We start from the raw sequence: 18,549 nt of genomic DNA, 5'->3' as shown, positions 1-18,549 counted from the left end.
CGCTGGGTAAACGTTCCTTTACCGGCCAGGGGTTCCGGTGACGCAGAAGGGAAAGAGCACTTCACTCGTTCGAGTGGTTATGTCCGTGATGGCGGTCTCATTTGGTGGGTAGCGGCTCGGCGGGCGTCACCGGGCCGCGCGAAGCGACCTGGACCAGGGCTGCTCCGGAGAGCAGGACCACCATTCCGGTGATCTGCGCCGGGCTCAGCACCTCGCCCAGCATCAGCCACGCGATCAGCGTCGCCACAACGGGTTCGGTCAGTGCGAGCACACTGGCCACTGTGGAGGGCAGGTGTCGCAGCGAGCTGAGGCTCAGCGAGTACGCCAGCGCCGTGCTCAGCACCGCGACCGCGACCAGCAGGACCCACACCGGGGACTCCCATGGTCCGAAAAGGACGGCTTCGTCCAGCAGCTCGAACGGCATCGCCCACGGCGGCGCCACGACGAACAGCCCGGCCGCGCCGACCACCATGCCCCAGGTGACCATGCCGATCGGGTGCTGGCGCCCGGCGCCGCGCTCGCCGAGCAGGTAGTAGCCCGCCGAGCACACCGCCGCGCCGATGCCCGCGACCAGGCCGACGACGTCCAGCCGCAGCCCCGACCACACCTGCGCCACGAGCACCAGCCCCACCAGCGCCAGGCCCGTGCCCACCCACGACCGGCCCGGCAGCCGCGTCCCGCGCACGAACCGCACCCACAGCGCGACCAGCACCGGCGAGGTGTACTCCAGCAGCATCGCCACCCCGACCGGCAGCCGCGAGACCGCCACGAAGAACAGCGCCTGCACCGCGGCCACCCCGGTGAGCCCGTAGGCGATGAGCAGCGGCCACTGCTCCCGGCGGACCCGCAGCACGCCGGGCATCACCGCGCCGACCACGGCGAGCAGCACGAGCGCCGCCAGCCCGGCGCGCAGCGCGGCCACCTGCATGGGGGAGAAGCCCGCCTGCATCGCGGGCTTGGCCAGCGGGCCGGAGCTGCCGAAGGCCACCGAGGCCAACAGGATGTACGCGGTCCCGCGAGCGCGGTGCCCCGCGGCGTCCCGCGGCGTGGTGTCGAGCCGCACGTGTCCCCCTGTCGAGTGAGTCGTCCGATGTTAGGGCCTGTCCTTTCGGGCAGTGGACGCCTCCCGCACGGCCGACCCGACGCCGGATCACACCGCGTGCCCGACCCGGCACGGTGGCGTGGTCGGGGGTGACTGACCGAGCGGAGGAGGACGACGGTGGCGATGCGAGGACAGGGCGGGGTCGCCGACCGGGTGGCGCAGCTGGCCGTCCAGCGGCTGCGCGGCATCCGGCACGCGAACGTGGCGATCCCCGGGGAGGACGTGACCGACGACCCGGTCGCCGTCGTCCTGCGCTACTTCGACCAGGCCAACCGCGACGACTGGGTGCTCGGCGACGGCGCGGACAAGCACCTCGACGGCGACACCGACGGCGACCGCGAGATCCAGGCGATCCTGGACGCCCTCGCCCCCGGCCAGGACACCCTCCAGCAGGCCATCGACCTCATCACCAGCGCCGAGGCGGGCGACGTCAGAGCCGAGCGGGAGTCGGACCGGCCGCTGCGGATCGCGTTCTCCGTCGGCCTCGGCAGGCGCGCCCGAGCGCACCACCGGCCCCGGCTGAACCCGAGCAAGTACCACTCGATCGCGGGCGTGCTGCACCGCTCGGACTACATCCGGATCTCGGTGCACCACATCGGCCCCGGCTACGGCCTGAACTGAGGAGGAGCACCCGATGGACCCGGAAGTCAGCGCCCTGGTCTCGGCCGTCCCCGCGGAACACCCCCGCGCCGACGAGCTGTTCACCGCCGTCCGCGCGGCGTGGGAGGCCGAGCAGACCGACCTCGACCCCTTCCTCGACCGCCTGCGGCAGGAAGCCGACCACCTGCTCGGCCCCGACGACCTGGACCTCCTGCGCGCCCAGCTCGACCAGCTGGGCGGCGACCCGATGGACCACCTCCGCCGCCTGGCCGAGCACGACCCCGCCGAACTGGCCGCCCACCACGCCGAACTCCATGCCGATCCCCATGCCGATCCCTATGCCGATCCGCACGCCGCCGGGCCCGACCTCGGCGGCAGGCTCGACTGGGTCCGCCCCGACCAGGCCGACCGCATGGCCGCCGAGTGGGGGCCGGGCTGGCCCGAGTTCCTGCCCGACCAGCTCGACCACCGCTGGGGCGCGGACTGGGAGTCCCACCCTGCCGAGCACAAGGCCGAGTGGCTCGGCGCCGTGCTCGACGAACTCGCCGCCGAACAGTCCGCCGTCGAACAGTCCGCCACCGACCAGTCGACCGCCGAGCAGCAGACCGGGGCAGGCCGCTTCGACTGGGTGCCCGCCGAGCAGGCCGACCGCCTCCAGTCCGCGTGGGGACCGGACTGGCAGCAGCACCTCGGCGACCAGCTCGACCACCGCTGGGGCGCGGACTGGGAGTCCCACCCCGCCGAGCACAAGGCGACGTGGCTCCCCGACGTGGTCGACGACCTGCTCACCCCGGCCGAGGCCATCCCGGCCCAGGCGGACTCCCCGGAGCAGGAGCAGCAGCCGGACCAGGCGCAGGAGGCCGCCGCGGGCTTCTCCGCCCGGGAGATCGATGACGCCGTGTCCGCCGCCATCGCCGACGTCCCCGGCGCCGAGGACCTCTCCGAGGCCGACCTCGCCGAGATCCGCGCCGCCGTGGCCCAAGCCCTCACCGCCGAGCCCGCGCCCCAGTGACCCTGAGCCCCAGTGACCCTGAGCCCCAGTGACCCTGAGCCCCAGTGACCCTGAGCCCCAGTGGCCCTGAGCCCCAGTGGCCCTGAGCCCCAGTGATCCGGAGCCCTCGGCTCGTCAGCGCGCCGAGCGCCGGTAGACGCGCGACTCCCACGGGCCGAGGGTCGCCGCGCCCGACCCGCCGCCGGTCTCGATGACGACCTCCTCGCCCAGCCAGGCCGGGTCGACCTCCAGCGCGGCGGGCTCGGCGCTCCAGTTCGCCACCACCAGCAGCTCCGTGCCCTCGTACGCGCGCGTGAACGCGTAGACAGCCGGGTCATCCGGCATGAGCAGGGTGAAGTCGCCGTGCACGACGCACGGCTCGGTGTGCCGCAGCTCGATCAGCCTGCGGTAGTGGTGGAACACCGAATCCGGGTCGGCGACGGCCGCGGCGGCGTTGATGTGCTCGTAGTTGGGGTTGACCGCGATCCACGGGGTGCCGGTGGTGAAGCCCGCGTGCGGGGAGGCGTCCCACTGCATGGGGGTGCGGGCGTTGTCCCGGCCGCGGGCGCGCAGGGCGGGCAGCGCCCCGTCGCCTGCCTCGGCGTGGTGGTTGAGGGTCTCGATGTCGCGAAAGTCGCCGATCGAGGCGAACGGCGCGTTGGTCATGCCGAGTTCCTCGCCCTGGTAGACGTACGGCGTGCCGCGGTGCAGGTGCAGCACGGTGCCGAGCGTCTTCGCCGAGCGCGGGCCGCCGTCGCCGAAGCGGGAGACCACGCGCGGCTGGTCGTGGTTGTTCCAGTACAGGCTGTTCCACCCGACATCGGCCAGACCCGCCTGCCAGCGGTTCATGCACGCCTTGAGCGCCAACAGGTCCAGCTCCTGGACGTCCCACTTGGACGGTCCGTGGTCGAGGCCGACGTGCTCGAACTGGAACACCATGTCGACCTCGGCGCGCGCGGGGTCGGTGAACCGCAGCGCCTGCTCGACGGTCACCCCCGGCATCTCCCCGACGGTCAGCAGCTTGCGGTCGCGCCCGGCGAACACCTCGCGGTGCATCTCCTGCAGGAACTCGTGGATGCGCGGTCCGCACAGGTAGTGCGCCGACCCGTCGCCGCCGGGCCCGTCGGGCAGCGCGGTGTCCTTGGAGATCATGTTGATGACGTCCATCCGGAACCCGTCGACGCCGCGGTCCAGCCACCAGTTCATCATCGTGTGGATGGCGTGGCGGACCTCGGGGTTCTCCCAGTTCAGGTCGGGCTGCTTGCGCGAGAACAGGTGCAGGTAGTACTCGCCGGACTCCGGGTCGAACTCCCAGGTGGGGCCGGAGAAGAACGAGCGCCAGTTCGTCGGCTCCGCGCCCGGCGTCCCCGGCTCCATCCCCTCGCGCGCGGGCCGCCACCAGTACCAGTCGCGGTGCTCGCGGAACCACGGGTGCTCGTCGGAGGTGTGGTTGACGACCAGGTCCATGATCAGCTTCATGCCGCGGGCGTGCACACCGGCGAGCAGCCGGTCGAAGTCCTCCAGCGTGCCGAACGTGGAGTCGATGTCCTGGTAGTCGCTGATGTCGTACCCCGCGTCGTCCTGCGGAGAGGGGTAGACCGGCGACAGCCACAGCACGTCGACCCCGAGCGCGGACAGGTAGTCCAGGCGCTCCTCGATCCCGCGCAGGTCGCCGATCCCGTCGGCGTCGGAGTCGGAGAAGCTGCGCGGGTAGATCTGGTAGACGACGGCGGACTTCCACCAGGCATCGGTCATGGCGGCCATGCCACCACTCCGCTCTGAAGCGGTCAAGCCGGGTCGGGCCGCCAGGGGCTCCTGGTGTCGGTCGGCCGGGTCGGGTCGTAGAAGCGCGGGACGTCGGGTTCCCCGGCGCGCAGGGGCACCAGGTCGGCGGTGATCTGGCGCATGATGCGGGCGTGGGCGCGCCGCGCGTCGCCCGGGGTCGTGGCGTTCAGGCCGGAGAGGTCGACCTCGGCGCCGAAGTGCACCTTGAAGGTGCGGGGGGAGGCGATCGAGCGCAGCGACGAGAACAGCAGCGGCTTGACGTCCTGCCAGCCCGCCACCGTCTCGGTGCCCCAGTAGACCGCCTCGTGCGCGCCCCACTGGCTGATCGTCACCACCGGCACGTTCCCCGCGAGCGCCATCCTGGCCACCCCGGTCTTGCCGCGCTCGGGCCACAGCCCCGGCTCCCGGCTGACCCGCCCCTCCGGGTAGACCAGCAGCGGAGCCCTGGCCGTGCGCAGCGCCTCGACGGCCCGCCCGAACGCCTCGGCCACGTTCGCCTTGCCCCGGTCGACGCGCAGGTGGCCGCTCTCGCGCAGCGCCCAGCCGAGCACCGGCGCGTCCAGCAGGCCCGCGGTGAGCATGAAGCGGGGCGGCAGCCCGATCTTCGACATCGCCGAGATCAGCACGAACGGGTCGAACATCCCGATGTGGTTGGCCGCGACCAGCACCGGCTTGCCGCGCAGGTGCGCGGGGAACTCGCCGGTGATCTCCAGCCGCCCGAGCGAGCGGACCACCGCCCGGTCGAGCCCGGTCATCGCCTTCCAGATCACCGGCGTGTCGGCCGACCGGCGTGTCGACTCGTCATCGCCCCCGTGAAGCGCAACCATGGCGGGAGCATCGCACGCCCCGCCGTGTCCATCCGTCCCGGGTTGCGGGGCGGGAGTTACCCGTGGGGCGGGAGGGGCGGTCGGGCTACCGTGTTCGGCATGGCCGGGAAGACGACATCCAACCGGGGCGGCGCGCGCCCGAAGAAGGCGCCCGCGCGCAAGCCCGCGGCCAGGCCCGCGGCGCGCAAGGCCCCGGCCAAGGCCCCGCCGAAGCGGCGCGGCGCGTTCTCGGCCACCTGGGGGCTGGTGGCCAAGGGCGTCGGCTCGGTCGCCAGGACGGTCGGGCGCACCAAGGAACTGGACCCCGCGCACCGCCGCGACGGCGTCGGGTTCGCCCTGATCGCCGTCGGCGTCGTGCTCGGCGCGGCCGTCTGGTGGCGGGCCGCAGGGCCGGTCGGCAACTGGCTGGAGATCGGGGTGCGCACGGTCGTCGGCGCGCTGACGACGGCGCTGCCGATGGTGCTGCTCGTCATCGGCGTCGGCCTGATGCGCTCGGACCCGGCGCCGGAGAAGCGCCCGCGCTTCGTCGTCGGCGGTCTGGTGATGCTGCTGGCTTTACTCGGCGTCCTGCACGTGTTCAGCGATCTGCCCGCCGACAACGACGGCCGCATGTACGCGGGCGGTGCGATCGGCTACCTCTCCGGCGGCCTGCTGACGAAGGCCTTCAGCGCCTGGGTGGCGCTGCCGGTGCTGGCCCTGCTGCTGGGCTTCGGCGTGCTGGTCTTCACCGGCACCCGCATCCGCGAGATCCCGAACCGGCTGCGCGAACTCGGCCTCGAACAGCTCGACGAGGAACTCGAGCCGGAGCCCGAACCCGAGCAGCCGCCCGCGCGCAAGCGCAGGCCGCGCAAGGAGCCCGCCGCCGAGGAGACCCCGCAGCCCGAGCTGCCGCTCGCCGAGCCCGCCCCGCCCAAGCGCCCGCGCGCGGAGGTCAAGGAAACGCCGCAGGCCAAGGAGAAGCCGGTCGAGATGGCCGTCACCCGGGTCGTGGACGGCGACTACCAGCTGCCCGACCCGGCGCTGCTCAAGACCGGCGACGTCCCCAAGTCCCGCAGCCGCGCCAACGACGCCATGATCGAGGCCATCACCGGCGTGCTGGACCAGTTCTCCATCGACGCGCAGGTCACCGGCTTCACCCGCGGCCCGACGGTCACCCGCTACGAGGTCGAGCTGGGCCCCGGCGTCAAGGTCGAGAAGATCACCGCGCTGACCAAGAACATCGCCTACGCCGTGGCCACCGACAACGTCCGCCTGCTCGCCCCGATCCCGGGCAAGTCCGCGGTCGGCATCGAGGTGCCCAACAGCGACCGCGAGATGGTCCGCCTCGGCGACGTGCTGCGCTCGGGCACCGCGGTCAACGACAGCCACCCCATGGTGGTCGGCCTCGGCAAGGACATCGAAGGCCACATGATCACCGCGAACCTGGCGAAGATGCCGCACCTGCTGTGCGCGGGCTCGACGGGTTCGGGCAAGTCCAGCTTCGTCAACTCGATGCTGGTGTCGCTGCTGGCCAGGGCCACCCCGGACGAGGTCAGGATGATCCTGATCGACCCGAAGATGGTCGAGCTGACCCCGTACGAGGGCATCCCGCACCTGATCACGCCCATCATCACCCAGCCGAAGAAGGCCGCCGCCGCGCTGACCTGGCTGGTGGAGGAGATGGAGCAGCGCTACCAGGACATGCAGGCCAACCGGGTCCGCCACATCGACGACTTCAACCGCAAGGTGCGCACCGGGGAGATCGCCGCCCCGCCCGGCAGCGAGCGCGAGTACCGTCCCTACCCCTACATCCTGGCGATCGTGGACGAGCTGGCCGACCTGATGATGACCGCCCCGCGCGACGTCGAGGACGCCATCGTGCGCATCACGCAGAAGGCGCGCGCCGCGGGCATCCACCTCGTGCTGGCCACCCAGCGGCCGTCGGTGGACGTCGTCACCGGCCTGATCAAGACCAACGTGCCCTCGCGGCTGGCCTTCGCCACCTCGTCGCTGACCGACTCGCGGGTCATCCTCGACCAGCCGGGCGCGGAGAAGCTGATCGGCATGGGCGACGGCCTCTTCCTGCCGATGGGCGCCTCCAAGCCGCTGCGCGTGCAGGGCGCCTACGTCAGCGACGAGGAGATCGCCGAGATCGTCGCCGCCACCAAGGAACAGGCGCAGCCGGAGTACACCGAGGGCGTCACCGCGGCCAAGCAGGGCGAGGCCAAGGACATCGACCCGGACATCGGCGACGACCTCGACCTGCTGCTGCAGGCCACCGAGCTGATCGTCACCTCGCAGTTCGGCTCGACGTCGATGCTGCAGCGCAAGCTGCGCGTCGGGTTCGCGAAGGCGGGCAGGCTGATGGACCTGCTGGAGACCCGCGGCGTGGTCGGCCCGTCGGAGGGCTCGAAGGCCCGCGACGTGCTGATCAAGCCCGACGAGCTGGAGAACGTGCTGTGGACCATCCGCGGTGGTCCCGCCGCGGACGAGGACTGAGCGACGGCGCGAGGGCCGCGGGGGATCGCCCCGCGGCCCTCGCGCCGTGCTGGGTCAGCTGTTGCCGAACTGGCGCACGGCGGCGTAGTAGACGTCCGCGGTGCGGCGGCAGCCCCAGTGGGTCCCGCAGACGGTGTACAGGTCGGACTTGAACCGGTTGTCGATGGACAGGCGGTTCGACTCGGTGAAGCGGCCCTGGCGCTTGTAGTTGCGGTAGCCGAAGTCGTGGCGGTGGCAGGCCGGGGTGAAGTTGAAGCCGAACGGGTTGTCCGGGGAGTTCGAGCACGCGTCCGAGGACCAGTCCAGCTGGCTGGCGTACGGGCGGGCGGCGCGCGTCGAGCCGAACTGGCCCAGCGACTGGGAGAACAGGTAGTTGTCGGTGGTCGAGCGCAGCTGGCTCGGGCTCAGGTCCGCCGACGCGGTGCCCGCCCCGAGGACGATCGCCGTCGCGGCGGTGATGGTGGCGAGCGCTCCTTGGGCGGCGCGGCGCAGGGTTGACGTGGCCACGGCTCCTCCTGTGGGTGATCCGGACCGGAGTGGCAGGTCACATCCGGTGTGACAATTACGCACTATCTGCCACGGCCGCGACACCACCGTTTGGGCCAGCGCGGAGCAATTCCGGGTGAACCCGTGTCCACTGGCGACTAAAGTTCGAGCAGCATCCGGGTATTTCCCAACGTGTTGGGCTTGACGTAGGGCAGGTCGAGGAACTCGGCGACGCCCTCGTCCATCGAGCGGCGCATCTCCTCGTAGACCTCCGGGGTCACCGGGGTGCCGTCGATCTCGGTGAAGCCGTGCCTGCCGAAGAAGCCGGTCTCGAAGGTCAGCACGAAGATCTTGGCCAGGCCCAGCTCGCGTGCCACCTCGACCAGCTTCTCGACCAGCAGGTGCCCGACCCCCGAGCCCAGCGCCTCCGGCGCGACGGCGATCGTGCGGATCTCGGCGATGTCCTCCCAGAGCACGTGCAGCGCCCCGCAGCCGACGATGCGCCCATCGATCTCCACGACCCAGAACTCCTGCACGTCCTCGTACAGGGTGACCAGGGCCTTGGCGAGCAGGACTTTGCCGACGTAGTGATCCACGATGGCCTTCATCGGCCGGACGTCGGCCGTGCGAGCACGGCGTACCAGCGGTTCCACGAGTCCGGGACTCTAGCCCTGAGTGAGAGTTCGGTCATCGCCGATACCCCGCGCCGCGCCCGACCGGTTTAATCGGCCCGTCGACGACGACTGGAGTGACGACGCATGCGCGAAGCGGTCATCTGCGAACCCGTCCGCACCCCCGTGGGCCGCTTCGGCGGCGTCTTCGCGGACGTGCCGGTCACGGACCTGGCGGCCACCGTGCTGCGCGCCCTGCTGGAGCGCACCGGCATCGACCCCGCGCTGGTGGAGGACGTGGTCTTCGGCCAGTGCCACCCCAACGGCGAGGCCCCCGCCATCGGCCGCGTCGCCGCCCTGGACGCCGGCCTGCCGGTCACCGTCCCCGGCCTGCAGGTCGACCGCCGCTGCGGCTCGGGCCTGCAGGCGGTTCTGGACGCGGCCATGCGCGTGCAGACCGGCGTCAACGACGTGGTCGTCGCGGGCGGCGCGGAGAACATGAGCCAGGTCGAGTTCTACTCCACGGCCATGCGCTGGGGCGTCAAGGGCACCGGCGTCGAACTCCACGACCGCCTGGCCCGCGCCCGCGTCACCGCGGGCGGGGTCAACCACCCGGTGCCCGGCGGCATGGTCGAGACCGCCGAGAACCTGCGCCGCTCCCACGCCATCAGCCGCACCGAGCAGGACGAGCTGTCCCTGCGCTCGCACCAGCGCGCCGTGGCCGCCATCGAGGCGGGCCGCTTCACCGACGAGATCGTCCCGGTGACGGTCCGCTCCCGGCGCGCCACGACCGTCGTGGACCGAGACGAGCACCCCCGCCCCGACGCCGACCTGGCCGCCCTGTCCGCCCTGCGCCCGATCATGGGCAAGGCCGACCCGGAGGCGACGGTCACCGCGGGCAACGCCAGCGGCCAGAACGACGGCGCCGCCGCCTGCCTCGTCACCACCCCCGAGCGCGCCGAGTCCCTGGGCCTGCGCCCCCTGGCCCGCCTCGTCTCCTGGTCGGTGGCGGGCACCGCCCCGTCCACCATGGGGCTGGGCCCGGTCCCGGCCACCGCTCGCGCCTTGGCGCGCGCCGGCCTCACCCTGGCCGACATGGACCTCATCGAGCTGAACGAGGCCTTCGCCGCCCAGGTCCTCGCCGTCGCCCGCGAGTGGGACCTGGCGGACTCCGACTGGGACCGCGTCAACGTCAACGGCTCCGGCATCTCCCTCGGCCACCCTCTGGGCGCCACCGGCGGGCGCGTCCTGGCCACCCTGCTGCGGGAACTGGACCGCCGCGAGGCCCGCTACGGCCTGGAGACCATGTGCATCGGCGGCGGCCAGGGCCTGGCCGCCGTCTTCGAGCGCGTCGCCTGAACCCCCTGGCCAACCGCGCACGCTCCGCCGCGCCCGAATCGCTCGGCGACCCGTCACCCCGCGTCGAAGTCCGCCACCAGCGTGGCGGGGGCGCGCAGGCGCCAGGACTCCGTCAGCACGTCCAGCAGCGCGGCCTCGTCCAGCTCCGCCAGCCGGGCCAGCACCATCGCGTACCCGTCGTAGTGCGGGGTGGTGAAGAACACCCGAGGGTCGTGGGCGATCAGCGCCTGCTTCTCCGACTCGTCGGCGCAGTACAGCGCCAGGGACGCCGCATCGTCCAGGACGCGCGCGAATAGCCTGTCCTTCACCCGGAACCCCGGCGTCCCGTAGGACGGCCGCTCAGTCGTCCCCGGCAGCCCCAGCGCCGCTCGCCGGACTTGCTCCACGTCCACCATGGGGGCCATCCTGCCGCCCCGCCGCAGGTGCGCGGCTACCCTCTAAGCCGTGTCCACCCCAGCCGCGTCGCGTCGTGTCGCCCTGCTCACCCTCGGTTGTGCTCGCAACGAGGTCGATTCCGAGGAGCTGGCCGGGCGCCTGGCCGACGGCGGCTGGGAGCTGACCGACGAGGGCGCCGAGGTCATCGTCGTCAACACCTGCGGGTTCGTGGAGCAGGCGAAGAAGGATTCGATCGACACGCTGCTCGCCGCCGCCGACACCGGGGCGAAGGTGGTCGCCGTCGGGTGCATGGCCGAGCGCTACGGGGCCGAGCTGGCCGAGTCGCTGCCCGAGGCCAGCGCGGTGCTGGGCTTCGACGCCTACCCCGACCTCGCCGAGCGGCTCGGTGACGTCGTCGCCGGTCACGCCGTGCCCTCGCACAAGCCGGTCGACCGGCGCACGCTGCTGCCCATCTCCCCGGTCCAGCGCCAGGACTCCGACGTCGCCGTCCCCGGTCACGCCTGGGGTCCGCGCGTGCAGCGCAGGCGGCTGGACGACGCGCCGGTGGCCTCGCTGAAGATCGCCTCCGGCTGCGACCGGCGCTGCTCGTTCTGCGCGATCCCGAGCTTCCGCGGCTCGTTCGTCTCCCGCAGGCCCGACGAGGTCGTGGCCGAGGCCGAGTGGCTGGCCGAGCAGGGGGTGCGCGAGCTGGTGCTGGTCAGCGAGAACTCGACCTCCTACGGCAAGGACCTCGGCCCCTCCGGCGCGCTGGAGCCGCTGCTGGCCCGCCTGGGCGCGGTCCCGGGCATCGACCGGGTGCGGGTGAGCTACCTGCAGCCCGCCGAGACCAAGCCGTCGCTGGTCACCGCGATCGCCACCACGCCCGGGGTCGCCGCCTACTTCGACATGTCCTTCCAGCACTCCAGCGAGCCGGTGCTGCGCCGCATGCGCCGCTTCGGCAGCACCGAGTCGTTCCTCGGCCTGGTCGAGCGCATCCGCGAGCAGGCCCCCGACGCGGGCATCCGCAGCAACGTCATCGTCGGCTTCCCCGGCGAGACCGACGCCGACGTCGACGAGCTGGCCCGCTTCCTCACCGAGGCCCGCCTGGACGCCGTCGGCGTGTTCGGCTACTCCGACGAGGACGGCACCGAGGCCGAGGGGCTGGAGGGCAAGCTGCCCGCCGACGTCGTCGCCGCCCGCGTCGCCCGGATCAGCGAGCTGGCCGAGGAGCTGACGGCCCAGCGCGCCGAGGACCGTATCGGCGACCAGGTGGTCGTGCTGGTCGAGCGCGCCGAGTCCGACGAGGACGACTGCGCGGGCCGCGCCGCGCACCAGGCGCCCGAGGTCGACGGCGAGTGCGTGCTGGTCGACGGGGAGATCGCGGTGGCCGACCTCGCCGTCGGCGAGATGGTCGCGGGCGAGGTCGTGGACAGCGAGGGTGTCGACCTGATCGTGCGCGTCCGCGCGCTGGTGCCGAGGACGTGAGCACGGTGCCCGCGGAGGGCGAGGACCAGGCGGCGGTCCCGCTGCCGGGTCCGACCTCGGTGCCCGACGACGTGCCGGTCCCGCCGCCGGTGCCGACCCAGGTGCCGGTGCTCAACATCGCCAACCTGCTCACCGTCAGCAGGCTCGCGATGGTGCCCTTCTTCCTGCTCGCCCTCTTCGCGGGCACCGACTTCTGGCGCTGGACCAGCGCGCTGATCTTCGCCGTCGCCTCGATCACCGACCACATCGACGGCAGGCTCGCCCGCCGCCACGGCCTGATCACCGACTTCGGCAAGATCGCCGACCCGATCGCCGACAAGGCGCTGACGGGCTCGGCGCTGATCGGGCTGAGCGTGCTCGGCGAGCTGCCCTGGTGGGTCACCATCGTCATCGCGGTGCGCGAGGTGGGGGTGACGCTGCTGCGCTTCTGGGTGATCCGCCACGGCGTCATCCCGGCCAGCCGCGGCGGCAAGCTCAAGACGCTGCTGCAGGTCGTGGCGATCGGCGGTTTCCTCATCCCGCTGCCCGGCCTGCTGCACGTCGCGGCCTGGATCGTCATGGGCGCCGCGATCGCGCTGACGGTCGTCACCGGGGTCGACTACGCGGTGCGCGCGGTGCGGCTGCGCGCCCGGGGCAAGCGCGCGGTGGCGTGAGCGGGCGGGTCGCCGCGCTGGTCCGCGGCCTGGCCGGGCGCGGGGAGACGGTCGCGGCGGCGGAGTCGCTGACCGCGGGCCTGCTGCTGGCGGCGCTGACCGAGGTGCCGGGTTCCAGCGCGGTCGTGCGCGGCGGGTTCGTGGTCTACGGGACCGACCTGAAGGCGACCCTGGCGGGCGTGCCCGCGGCGCTGCTCGCCGAGCGCGGACCGGTCGACCCGGATGTCGCCGAAGCTCTTGCCGAGGGCGCGCGGTCGCGCTGCGGGGCATCGATCGGCGTCGGGCTGACCGGGGTGGCCGGGCCGGGGCCGCAGGACGGCGTCGAGGCCGGGACGGTCTACGTGGCGCTCGCCTCACCCCGCGGGCGCCAGGTGTCGCTACTGCGCGCGACGGGTACCCGCGCCGAGGTCCGCGCGGCCGCCGTGGAGATGGCCGTCGGGTTGCTCGAAGATGATCTCGCTACGATCATCGAGTGAGATTCTGGCTACCCTGCGTGCGCGGAAACGGGGGAACATCCAGGTCGAACCTGGTGTTCGCTCTTGGCGTACGCGGTGAGAAGGCAGTGCGACATGTCAGTGCCTCTGGGTAACGTTGTCCTATCCGTCGGAGGAAGGGAGGTGTGCGATGACCGTGCTGCTGCGCGAGGCCATCGGTGACCGGCTCCGCCACACCCGCACCAACCAGCGCCGCACGCTCCGGGAGGTGTCGCGATCCGCCCGGGTCAGCCTCGGCTACCTCTCCGAGGTCGAACGCGGCCGCAAGGAGGCCTCCAGCGAGCTGCTGGCGGCCATCTGCGACGCCTTGGAGCTGCCGCTGGCCGAGCTCCTGTCCAACGTCGCCTCCGACATGGGCGCCCTCACGTCCGTCGAGCACGGCGTGCCCGAGCCCGTCGTGGTCGCCGAGGCGCACCGCGACGCCGAGCACGCCGAGGCGCGCGGGGTCGACGGTGGCTGCCTGGTGCCCGCCGTCGTCGGCGACAGCCTCGCCGACCTCCGGCTCCAGCCCGCCCTGCGCTCGCTGGACTCCCTCGGCGATCCCCGGCTGGGGGAGACGAGGGCCTTCGCCGCGGCCTGAACCGGCACTTCGAGAATTCTCTCTTCGACTCCACCGGACCGGAACACGGTTCGGTGGAGTCGCGCGTTCGGGCGAATCCTCGGTTACCCTGGGTGAACGATCAGGGAAGACCCGGACGCGGGTCCGGGTGAGGTCGGGGTCACCTGGGAGTTGATCCCGGAAATTGTCCGGGTCCGGTGGAACGGCCCACACCCACCTGACACGATGGAACCCAACCAGGGTGCTGGGACGTTGCCGTTTCATCGGAAGGTCAGGCGGCGACTTATCCGAGTGGAACCGACAGTCGTGAGAAGGCAGGCGGAGGAGATGGCCAACCCGTTCGTGAAGTTCTGGAAGTACCTGATGGCCTCGTTCTCGTCGAAGATCGACGAGCACGCGGACCCGAAGGTGCAGATCCAGCAGGCCATCGAGGACGCGCAGCGCCAGCACCAGGCGCTGTCGCAGCAGGCCGCCGCCGTGATCGGCAACCAGCGTCAGCTGGAGATGAAGCTCAACCGCCAGCTCGGCGAGGTGGAGAAGCTGCAGGCCAGCGCCCGCCAGGCGCTCGTGCTCGCCGACGAGGCCCGCGCCAAGGGCGACGAGGCCAAGGCCACCCAGTTCGAGCAGGCCGCGCAGTCGTTCGCGACGCAGCTGGTCACCGCCGAGCAGGGCATCGAGGACCTCAAGACCCTGCACGACCAGGCCCTGCAGGCCGCCGCCCAGGCCAAGCAGGCCGTTGAGCGCAACGCCATGGTCCTGCAGAACAAGCTCGCCGAGCGCACGAAGCTGCTCAGCCAGCTGGAGCAGGCCAAGATGCAGGAGCAGGTCTCCCGCTCGCTGAACCAGATGAGCGAGCTGGCCGCCCCCGGCAACACCCCCTCGCTGGAGGAGGTCCGGGAGAAGATCGAGCGCCGCTACGCCACCGCGCTCGGCTCGGCCGAGCTGGCCCAGAACTCCGTGCAGGGCCGCATGATGGAGGTGCAGGCCAGCACCACCGAGATGGCGGGCCAGTCCCGCCTCGACCAGATCCGCGCCTCGATGGGCGGCGGCCAGGTCGCGGGCCAGGTCACCAGCGGCCAGCAGGCCAAGCCGGGCGCGAACATCGAGGCCGAGATCGCCCAGCGGGTGGCCCAGGAGCGCCAGAGCAACCCGCAGGCCAACAACTAGCCGTACCCGGGAGGGGAGGTCGGCCATGAGCCACCGGCACGACGAGCCGACGCTGATGGCCGTCCTCACCGACCGCCCTGCCCTGCCCGCCGTGTCGAGAGGGGGCCGGGCATGAGCTTCCGGCGCAACGAGCTGGCGCGGGTGGCCGACCTGGCCGCCAAGCACCTGCGCGCCGAGGCGGTCACGCAGCTGCGCGGGCGCATCGCCCAGTGGCGCGATCCGAGGGCGAAGGCGCTGCGCAGGCGCAAGCGCTCCAAGCGGGCCACGACGACCTGGACCGGCGTCGGCCTGACGACCGGCACCGGCGCCGTCGTCGTGGACGCCGCCGTGGCCAACCCCGGCGCGTCGGTGCCCGTGCTCATCGGCACCGCGGCCCTCTCCGGCGTGGCCGCGGTGTTCTCCGGGGTCAAGACCTGGCGGCTGCACCGCGAGCCGCTGCCCGAGGCGGTCCAGGCGCCCACGGCGCTGCCGTCGCACGACTCCGCGGCCCGCGAGCCGATGCGCCGCCTCGCCGACGCCGAGGACACCCTCCGCGAGCTGCTGGTGCAGCTGGGCCGCGGCGCGCTGGTGCCGCCGGAGTCGGTGGAGCACTCGCGCCGCACCGGGGCCGAGGCCGCGGGCGCGCTGCGCGGGGTGTCCGCCCAGCTCCAGGCCGTCGAACGGGCCCGCGACCACGCCTCGGGCCCGGACCGGTCCGCGCTGACCGCGGGCGTGCGCGGGCTGCGCTCGCAGCTGGACGAGGGCGTCGAGGGCTACTGCGCCCTGGTCGCCGCCGCGGGTCGCGTGCTGGCCGCCTCCACCGCCGCCGGGCCGCGCCACGACCTGGACGACGCCACCGACCACCTCGCCGCCCTGGCCGTGGCCCTGCGGGAACTGTCGCCGCACACGTCATGACAGCGGCCTCCGACCGTCCTCTCTGCGGACCCCACCGGAGAGGACGGCACCGAATGCCCATCTCGGAGATCGAGCTGGCCCGCGCCGTGGACGGGCGCGCCGCGGACATGCCCGCGCACGAGGCCCGCTTCTGGGACGCGGTCGACTCGGCCCGCCTGGACCGGCGGTGGGCGACCCGGCTGCTGGCCGCGGCCGTCGACTGGATCGGCGAGGGCCGCACGGATGTCGTAGACCCCTATGCGCTCGCGCTGTCCTGGGCGGTCCGGTAGCCCGCCGTAGTCGGAATGGCCGCAATGACTGCGGCATCTGGGTAAACATCACGGTGTCGTATCGACTTGGCGACTACTAGCTGTGGCACCATGCCCGGAACCAGTCGGGGACACCGGGTGTGGCCGGGGACGTGGCGGAGGGTCGACGGTGGCTTTGTGGTCCGTGCACGGAGACGGGCGGCGTGTGCGAGACGGCGAGGTCGTCGCCCCCGACGAGCGGCTGAGCTGGCCGCTGACCATGGGTCTGGGCCTGCAGCACGTGGCGGCGATGTTCAGCGCGACGGTGCTGGTCCCGGCGCTCACCGGCTTCCCGATCACCACGACCCTGCTGTTCTCCGGCCTGGGCACACTGCTCTTCCTGCTGATCACCCGCAACCGGGTGCCCAGCTACCTCGGCTCGTCGTTCGCGTTCATCGCGCCGCTGCTGGCGACCAGGGGCGACGGGATCGCCGTGCAGCTCGGGATCGTCCTGGCGGCGGGGCTGCTGCTCGTCGGCGTCGGGATCGCGGTGAAGGCGCTCGGGGTGCGGCTGCTCGACTCGGTCATGCCGCCGGTGGTGACCGGCGCGGTCGTGCTGCTCATCGGCCTGAACCTCGCGCCGGTGGCGACCGGCTCCTTCGCCAAGCAGCCGCTGATCGCGGTGCTGACGCTGATGGTGGTCCTGCTGTGCGCGGTGCTCTCGCGCGGGCTGCTGTCGCGGATGTCGATCCTCGTCGGCGTGCTCGTCGGCTGGGTGGCCGCGGCGCTGACCGGCGGCCTGGACGAGGGCAGGCTGGACGCGGTCGCGCAGGCGGCGTGGTTCGGGCTGCCCGAGTTCGCCGCGCCGGTGCTGCGGCCATCGGAGATGCTGCTGGTCATCCCGGTCGTGATCGTGCTGGTGGCCGAGAACGTCGGCCACGTGAAGGCCGTCGGCGCGGTCACCGGCCGCGACCTCGACGGCAGCGTGGGCGACTCGCTGATCGCCGACGGCCTGGCCACCACCCTGGCGGGCGCGGGCGGTGGCTCGGGCACCACGACCTACGCCGAGAACATCGGCGTCATGGCCGCCACGCGCGTGTACTCCACCGCCGCCTACGCCGTCGCCGCCGTCGTGGCACTGGTGCTGTCGCTGGTGCCGAAGTTCGGCGCGCTGATCAACACCGTCCCCGACGGCGTGCTCGGCGGGGCGACCATCCTGCTCTACGGCATGATCGGCCTGCTCGGCGTCCGGATCTGGCAGGCCAACCGGGTCGACTTCGCCGACCCGGTGGTGCTGATGGTCGTCGCCGCCGCGGTGGTCGCGGGCGTGGGCAACCTGACCCTGGAGTTCGGCGCGCTGCGGTTGGAGGGCATCGCCTGGGGCTCGCTGGCCGTCGTCGTGCTCTACCCGCTGCTGCGCACGCTCAGCGCCTGGCGATCGCGCGGTTGACCCCGCGCACCAGCGCCGGGCCGGAGTAGATGAACCCGGTGTAGAGCTGCACCAGCCGCGCGCCCGCGTCGAGCATGCGGGTGGCGTCCTCGGGGGCCATGATCCCGCCGACACCGATCACCGGCAGGTCGCTCTCCTTGGCCACGAACGCCACGACCTCGCGCGCGCGCGCGGTGAGCGGGCTGCCGCTGAGCCCGCCCGCCTGGGTGGCGACGGCGGTGTCGGCCAGTCCCTCGCGGGAGAGGGTGGTGTTGGTGGCGATGAGGCCGTCGATGTCGTGGTCGGCGCAGACCTGCAGGACCTCGCCGATGGCGTCGTCGGTCAGGTCGGGGGCGATCTTGACCAGCAGCGGCGTGCCGTCGGCCTCGGCGGCCAGCGCGCCGACCAGCTCGTCGAGCGCGGCGCGGTCCTGCAACCCGCGCAGGCCGGGGGTGTTGGGGGAGCTGACGTTGACGGCGAAGTAGTCGGCGTGGCGCTTGAGGGCCTTGAGCGAGTGCAGGTAGTCCTCGACGGCGTCCTGGACCGGGGTGACCTTGGACTTGCCGATGCTGACCCCGATGGGCACCCCGATGGGGCCGGTCGCGGCCAAGCGGCCGGCCAGTGCGTCGGCGCCGGAGTTGTTGAAGCCCATGCGGTTGATGACGGCGTGGTCATCGGGCAGGCGGAACAGCCGCGGCTTGGGGTTGCCCGGCTGCGCGTGCCGGGTGACGGTGCCGACCTCGATGAAGCCGAAGCCGAGGCCGGGCCAGGCGCGCAGGGCGCGGCCGTCCTTGTCCATGCCCGCGGCGAGGCCGACCTGGCCGGGGAAGCGGAGCCCGAACGCGGTGGTCTCGGTGTGCGGGCCGAGCAGGCGCCGCAGGGGCTTGAGCGCGGGCCCGAGCGCGCCGAGGGCCCTGACCGTGCGCTCGTGCGCGACCTCGGCGTCGCCGTCGCCGAGGGAGAACAGGACACGCCGGACCAGCCGCTGGTACACCACGCGGCCATCGTGTCACCCGCCCGCGATGAT

The 18,549-nt window shown here is 72.6% G+C and carries 19 protein-coding genes; 12 read left to right on the top strand and 7 right to left on the bottom strand.

Going from position 1 to position 18,549, the window contains the following annotated elements; genetic code table 11:
* Positions 1-97: 97 nt before the first annotated feature.
* Positions 98-1,063 (bottom strand): EamA family transporter, encoded by a 966-nt coding sequence (locus ACFPM7_RS19660; RefSeq protein WP_378249117.1) that lies wholly within the window; start codon positions 1,061-1,063, stop codon positions 98-100.
* A 156-nt stretch (positions 1,064-1,219) separates the two neighbouring features.
* On the opposite strand from ACFPM7_RS19660, the gene ACFPM7_RS19655 reads away from it, so the two are divergent.
* Positions 1,220-1,723: a hypothetical protein gene (locus tag ACFPM7_RS19655; RefSeq protein WP_378249116.1), complete on the top strand. Its 504-nt coding sequence runs from the start codon at positions 1,220-1,222 to the stop codon at positions 1,721-1,723.
* A 13-nt stretch (positions 1,724-1,736) separates the two neighbouring features.
* Positions 1,737-2,714, top strand: a complete 978-nt coding sequence (locus tag ACFPM7_RS19650) for a hypothetical protein (RefSeq protein ID WP_378249115.1) — start codon at positions 1,737-1,739, stop codon at positions 2,712-2,714.
* A gap of 114 nt (positions 2,715-2,828) precedes the next feature.
* On the opposite strand, the gene ACFPM7_RS19645 is transcribed toward ACFPM7_RS19650, so the two are convergent.
* Positions 2,829-4,457 carry a glycoside hydrolase family 13 protein gene (locus ACFPM7_RS19645; protein ID WP_378249114.1) on the bottom strand — a complete coding sequence of 543 codons (1,629 nt, stop codon included), beginning with the start codon at positions 4,455-4,457 and terminating at the stop codon, positions 2,829-2,831.
* Between the two features lie 23 nt (positions 4,458-4,480).
* On the bottom strand, positions 4,481-5,305 hold the full coding sequence (locus ACFPM7_RS19640; RefSeq protein WP_378249113.1) for a lysophospholipid acyltransferase family protein: 825 nt from the start codon (positions 5,303-5,305) through the stop codon (positions 4,481-4,483).
* 99 nt (positions 5,306-5,404) lie between these two features.
* On the opposite strand from ACFPM7_RS19640, the gene ACFPM7_RS19635 reads away from it, so the two are divergent.
* On the top strand, positions 5,405-7,783 hold the full coding sequence (locus ACFPM7_RS19635) for an FtsK/SpoIIIE family DNA translocase (RefSeq protein WP_378249112.1): 2,379 nt from the start codon (positions 5,405-5,407) through the stop codon (positions 7,781-7,783).
* 54 nt (positions 7,784-7,837) lie between these two features.
* Here the strand turns inward: ACFPM7_RS19635 and ACFPM7_RS19630 are convergent, their stop codons facing one another.
* Both ACFPM7_RS19630 and ACFPM7_RS19625 read right to left on the bottom strand, forming a co-directional pair.
* On the bottom strand, positions 7,838-8,290 hold the full coding sequence (locus ACFPM7_RS19630; RefSeq protein ID WP_378249111.1) for a phospholipase: 453 nt from the start codon (positions 8,288-8,290) through the stop codon (positions 7,838-7,840).
* A gap of 137 nt (positions 8,291-8,427) precedes the next feature.
* Positions 8,428-8,922 (bottom strand): amino-acid N-acetyltransferase, encoded by a 495-nt coding sequence (locus ACFPM7_RS19625; protein ID WP_378249110.1) that lies wholly within the window; start codon positions 8,920-8,922, stop codon positions 8,428-8,430.
* Between the two features lie 105 nt (positions 8,923-9,027).
* On the opposite strand from ACFPM7_RS19625, the gene ACFPM7_RS19620 reads away from it, so the two are divergent.
* Positions 9,028-10,239, top strand: a complete 1,212-nt coding sequence (locus ACFPM7_RS19620; RefSeq protein WP_378249109.1) for an acetyl-CoA C-acetyltransferase — start codon at positions 9,028-9,030, stop codon at positions 10,237-10,239.
* Positions 10,240-10,292: 53 nt separating this feature from the next.
* Here the strand turns inward: ACFPM7_RS19620 and ACFPM7_RS19615 are convergent, their stop codons facing one another.
* Entirely contained in the window at positions 10,293-10,634 is a 342-nt protein-coding gene (locus ACFPM7_RS19615) for an MmcQ/YjbR family DNA-binding protein (protein ID WP_378249108.1), read from the bottom strand.
* A 49-nt stretch (positions 10,635-10,683) separates the two neighbouring features.
* Here ACFPM7_RS19615 and rimO point away from each other — a divergent pair, with 49 nt between their 5' ends.
* The 8 genes from rimO to ACFPM7_RS19575 all read left to right on the top strand — a co-directional run bounded on the left by rimO (position 10,684) and on the right by ACFPM7_RS19575 (position 17,543).
* Positions 10,684-12,099 (top strand): 30S ribosomal protein S12 methylthiotransferase RimO, encoded by a 1,416-nt coding sequence (rimO, locus tag ACFPM7_RS19610; protein ID WP_378249107.1) that lies wholly within the window; start codon positions 10,684-10,686, stop codon positions 12,097-12,099.
* Positions 12,100-12,140: 41 nt separating this feature from the next.
* Entirely contained in the window at positions 12,141-12,752 is a 612-nt protein-coding gene (gene pgsA, locus ACFPM7_RS19605) for a CDP-diacylglycerol--glycerol-3-phosphate 3-phosphatidyltransferase (RefSeq protein ID WP_378249224.1), read from the top strand.
* The gene (locus ACFPM7_RS19600; protein WP_378249106.1) at positions 12,749-13,228 is read left to right on the top strand and encodes a CinA family protein; all 480 of its coding nucleotides are present in this window, start codon (positions 12,749-12,751) and stop codon (positions 13,226-13,228) included. The genes pgsA and ACFPM7_RS19600 overlap by 4 nt, the downstream gene beginning before the upstream one ends.
* A gap of 148 nt (positions 13,229-13,376) precedes the next feature.
* Positions 13,377-13,826, top strand: a complete 450-nt coding sequence (locus ACFPM7_RS19595) for a helix-turn-helix domain-containing protein (protein WP_378249105.1) — start codon at positions 13,377-13,379, stop codon at positions 13,824-13,826.
* Positions 13,827-14,132: 306 nt separating this feature from the next.
* Positions 14,133-14,972, top strand: a complete 840-nt coding sequence (locus ACFPM7_RS19590; protein ID WP_378249223.1) for a PspA/IM30 family protein — start codon at positions 14,133-14,135, stop codon at positions 14,970-14,972.
* A gap of 111 nt (positions 14,973-15,083) precedes the next feature.
* Complete coding sequence (gene pspM, locus ACFPM7_RS19585) at positions 15,084-15,866, top strand: phage shock envelope stress response protein PspM (RefSeq protein ID WP_378249104.1); 783 nt, start codon at positions 15,084-15,086, stop codon at positions 15,864-15,866.
* 53 nt (positions 15,867-15,919) lie between these two features.
* Positions 15,920-16,135: a hypothetical protein gene (locus tag ACFPM7_RS19580; protein ID WP_378249103.1), complete on the top strand. Its 216-nt coding sequence runs from the start codon at positions 15,920-15,922 to the stop codon at positions 16,133-16,135.
* A gap of 148 nt (positions 16,136-16,283) precedes the next feature.
* Positions 16,284-17,543 (top strand): uracil-xanthine permease family protein, encoded by a 1,260-nt coding sequence (locus tag ACFPM7_RS19575; RefSeq protein ID WP_378249102.1) that lies wholly within the window; start codon positions 16,284-16,286, stop codon positions 17,541-17,543.
* On the opposite strand, the gene ACFPM7_RS19570 is transcribed toward ACFPM7_RS19575, so the two are convergent.
* A complete protein-coding gene (locus ACFPM7_RS19570) occupies positions 17,518-18,519 on the bottom strand; it encodes a quinone-dependent dihydroorotate dehydrogenase (RefSeq protein WP_378249101.1) in 1,002 nt (333 codons plus the stop codon). The two genes, ACFPM7_RS19575 and ACFPM7_RS19570, sit on opposite strands and share 26 nt — an antisense overlap.
* Positions 18,520-18,549 lie beyond the last annotated feature (30 nt).

This window comes from Actinokineospora guangxiensis (genome assembly GCF_042657845.1).
Lineage (GTDB): Bacteria > Actinomycetota > Actinomycetes > Mycobacteriales > Pseudonocardiaceae > Actinokineospora > Actinokineospora guangxiensis.
The sequence above is the reverse complement of the archived record's forward strand: the minus strand, read 5'-3'. Positions and strand labels throughout refer to the sequence as shown.

Coding starts and splice junctions, on each gene's coding strand:
- pspM (WP_378249104.1), top strand. CDS start 15,084: ATGAGCTTCCGGCGCAACGAGCTGGCGCGGGTGGCCGACCTGGCCGCC.
- ACFPM7_RS19615 (WP_378249108.1), bottom strand. CDS start 10,634: ATGGTGGACGTGGAGCAAGTCCGGCGAGCGGCGCTGGGGCTGCCGGGG.
- ACFPM7_RS19640 (WP_378249113.1), bottom strand. CDS start 5,305: ATGGTTGCGCTTCACGGGGGCGATGACGAGTCGACACGCCGGTCGGCC.
- ACFPM7_RS19650 (WP_378249115.1), top strand. CDS start 1,737: ATGGACCCGGAAGTCAGCGCCCTGGTCTCGGCCGTCCCCGCGGAACAC.
- ACFPM7_RS19590 (WP_378249223.1), top strand. CDS start 14,133: ATGGCCAACCCGTTCGTGAAGTTCTGGAAGTACCTGATGGCCTCGTTC.
- ACFPM7_RS19580 (WP_378249103.1), top strand. CDS start 15,920: ATGCCCATCTCGGAGATCGAGCTGGCCCGCGCCGTGGACGGGCGCGCC.
- ACFPM7_RS19595 (WP_378249105.1), top strand. CDS start 13,377: ATGACCGTGCTGCTGCGCGAGGCCATCGGTGACCGGCTCCGCCACACC.
- ACFPM7_RS19645 (WP_378249114.1), bottom strand. CDS start 4,457: ATGGCCGCCATGACCGATGCCTGGTGGAAGTCCGCCGTCGTCTACCAG.
- ACFPM7_RS19635 (WP_378249112.1), top strand. CDS start 5,405: ATGGCCGGGAAGACGACATCCAACCGGGGCGGCGCGCGCCCGAAGAAG.
- ACFPM7_RS19620 (WP_378249109.1), top strand. CDS start 9,028: ATGCGCGAAGCGGTCATCTGCGAACCCGTCCGCACCCCCGTGGGCCGC.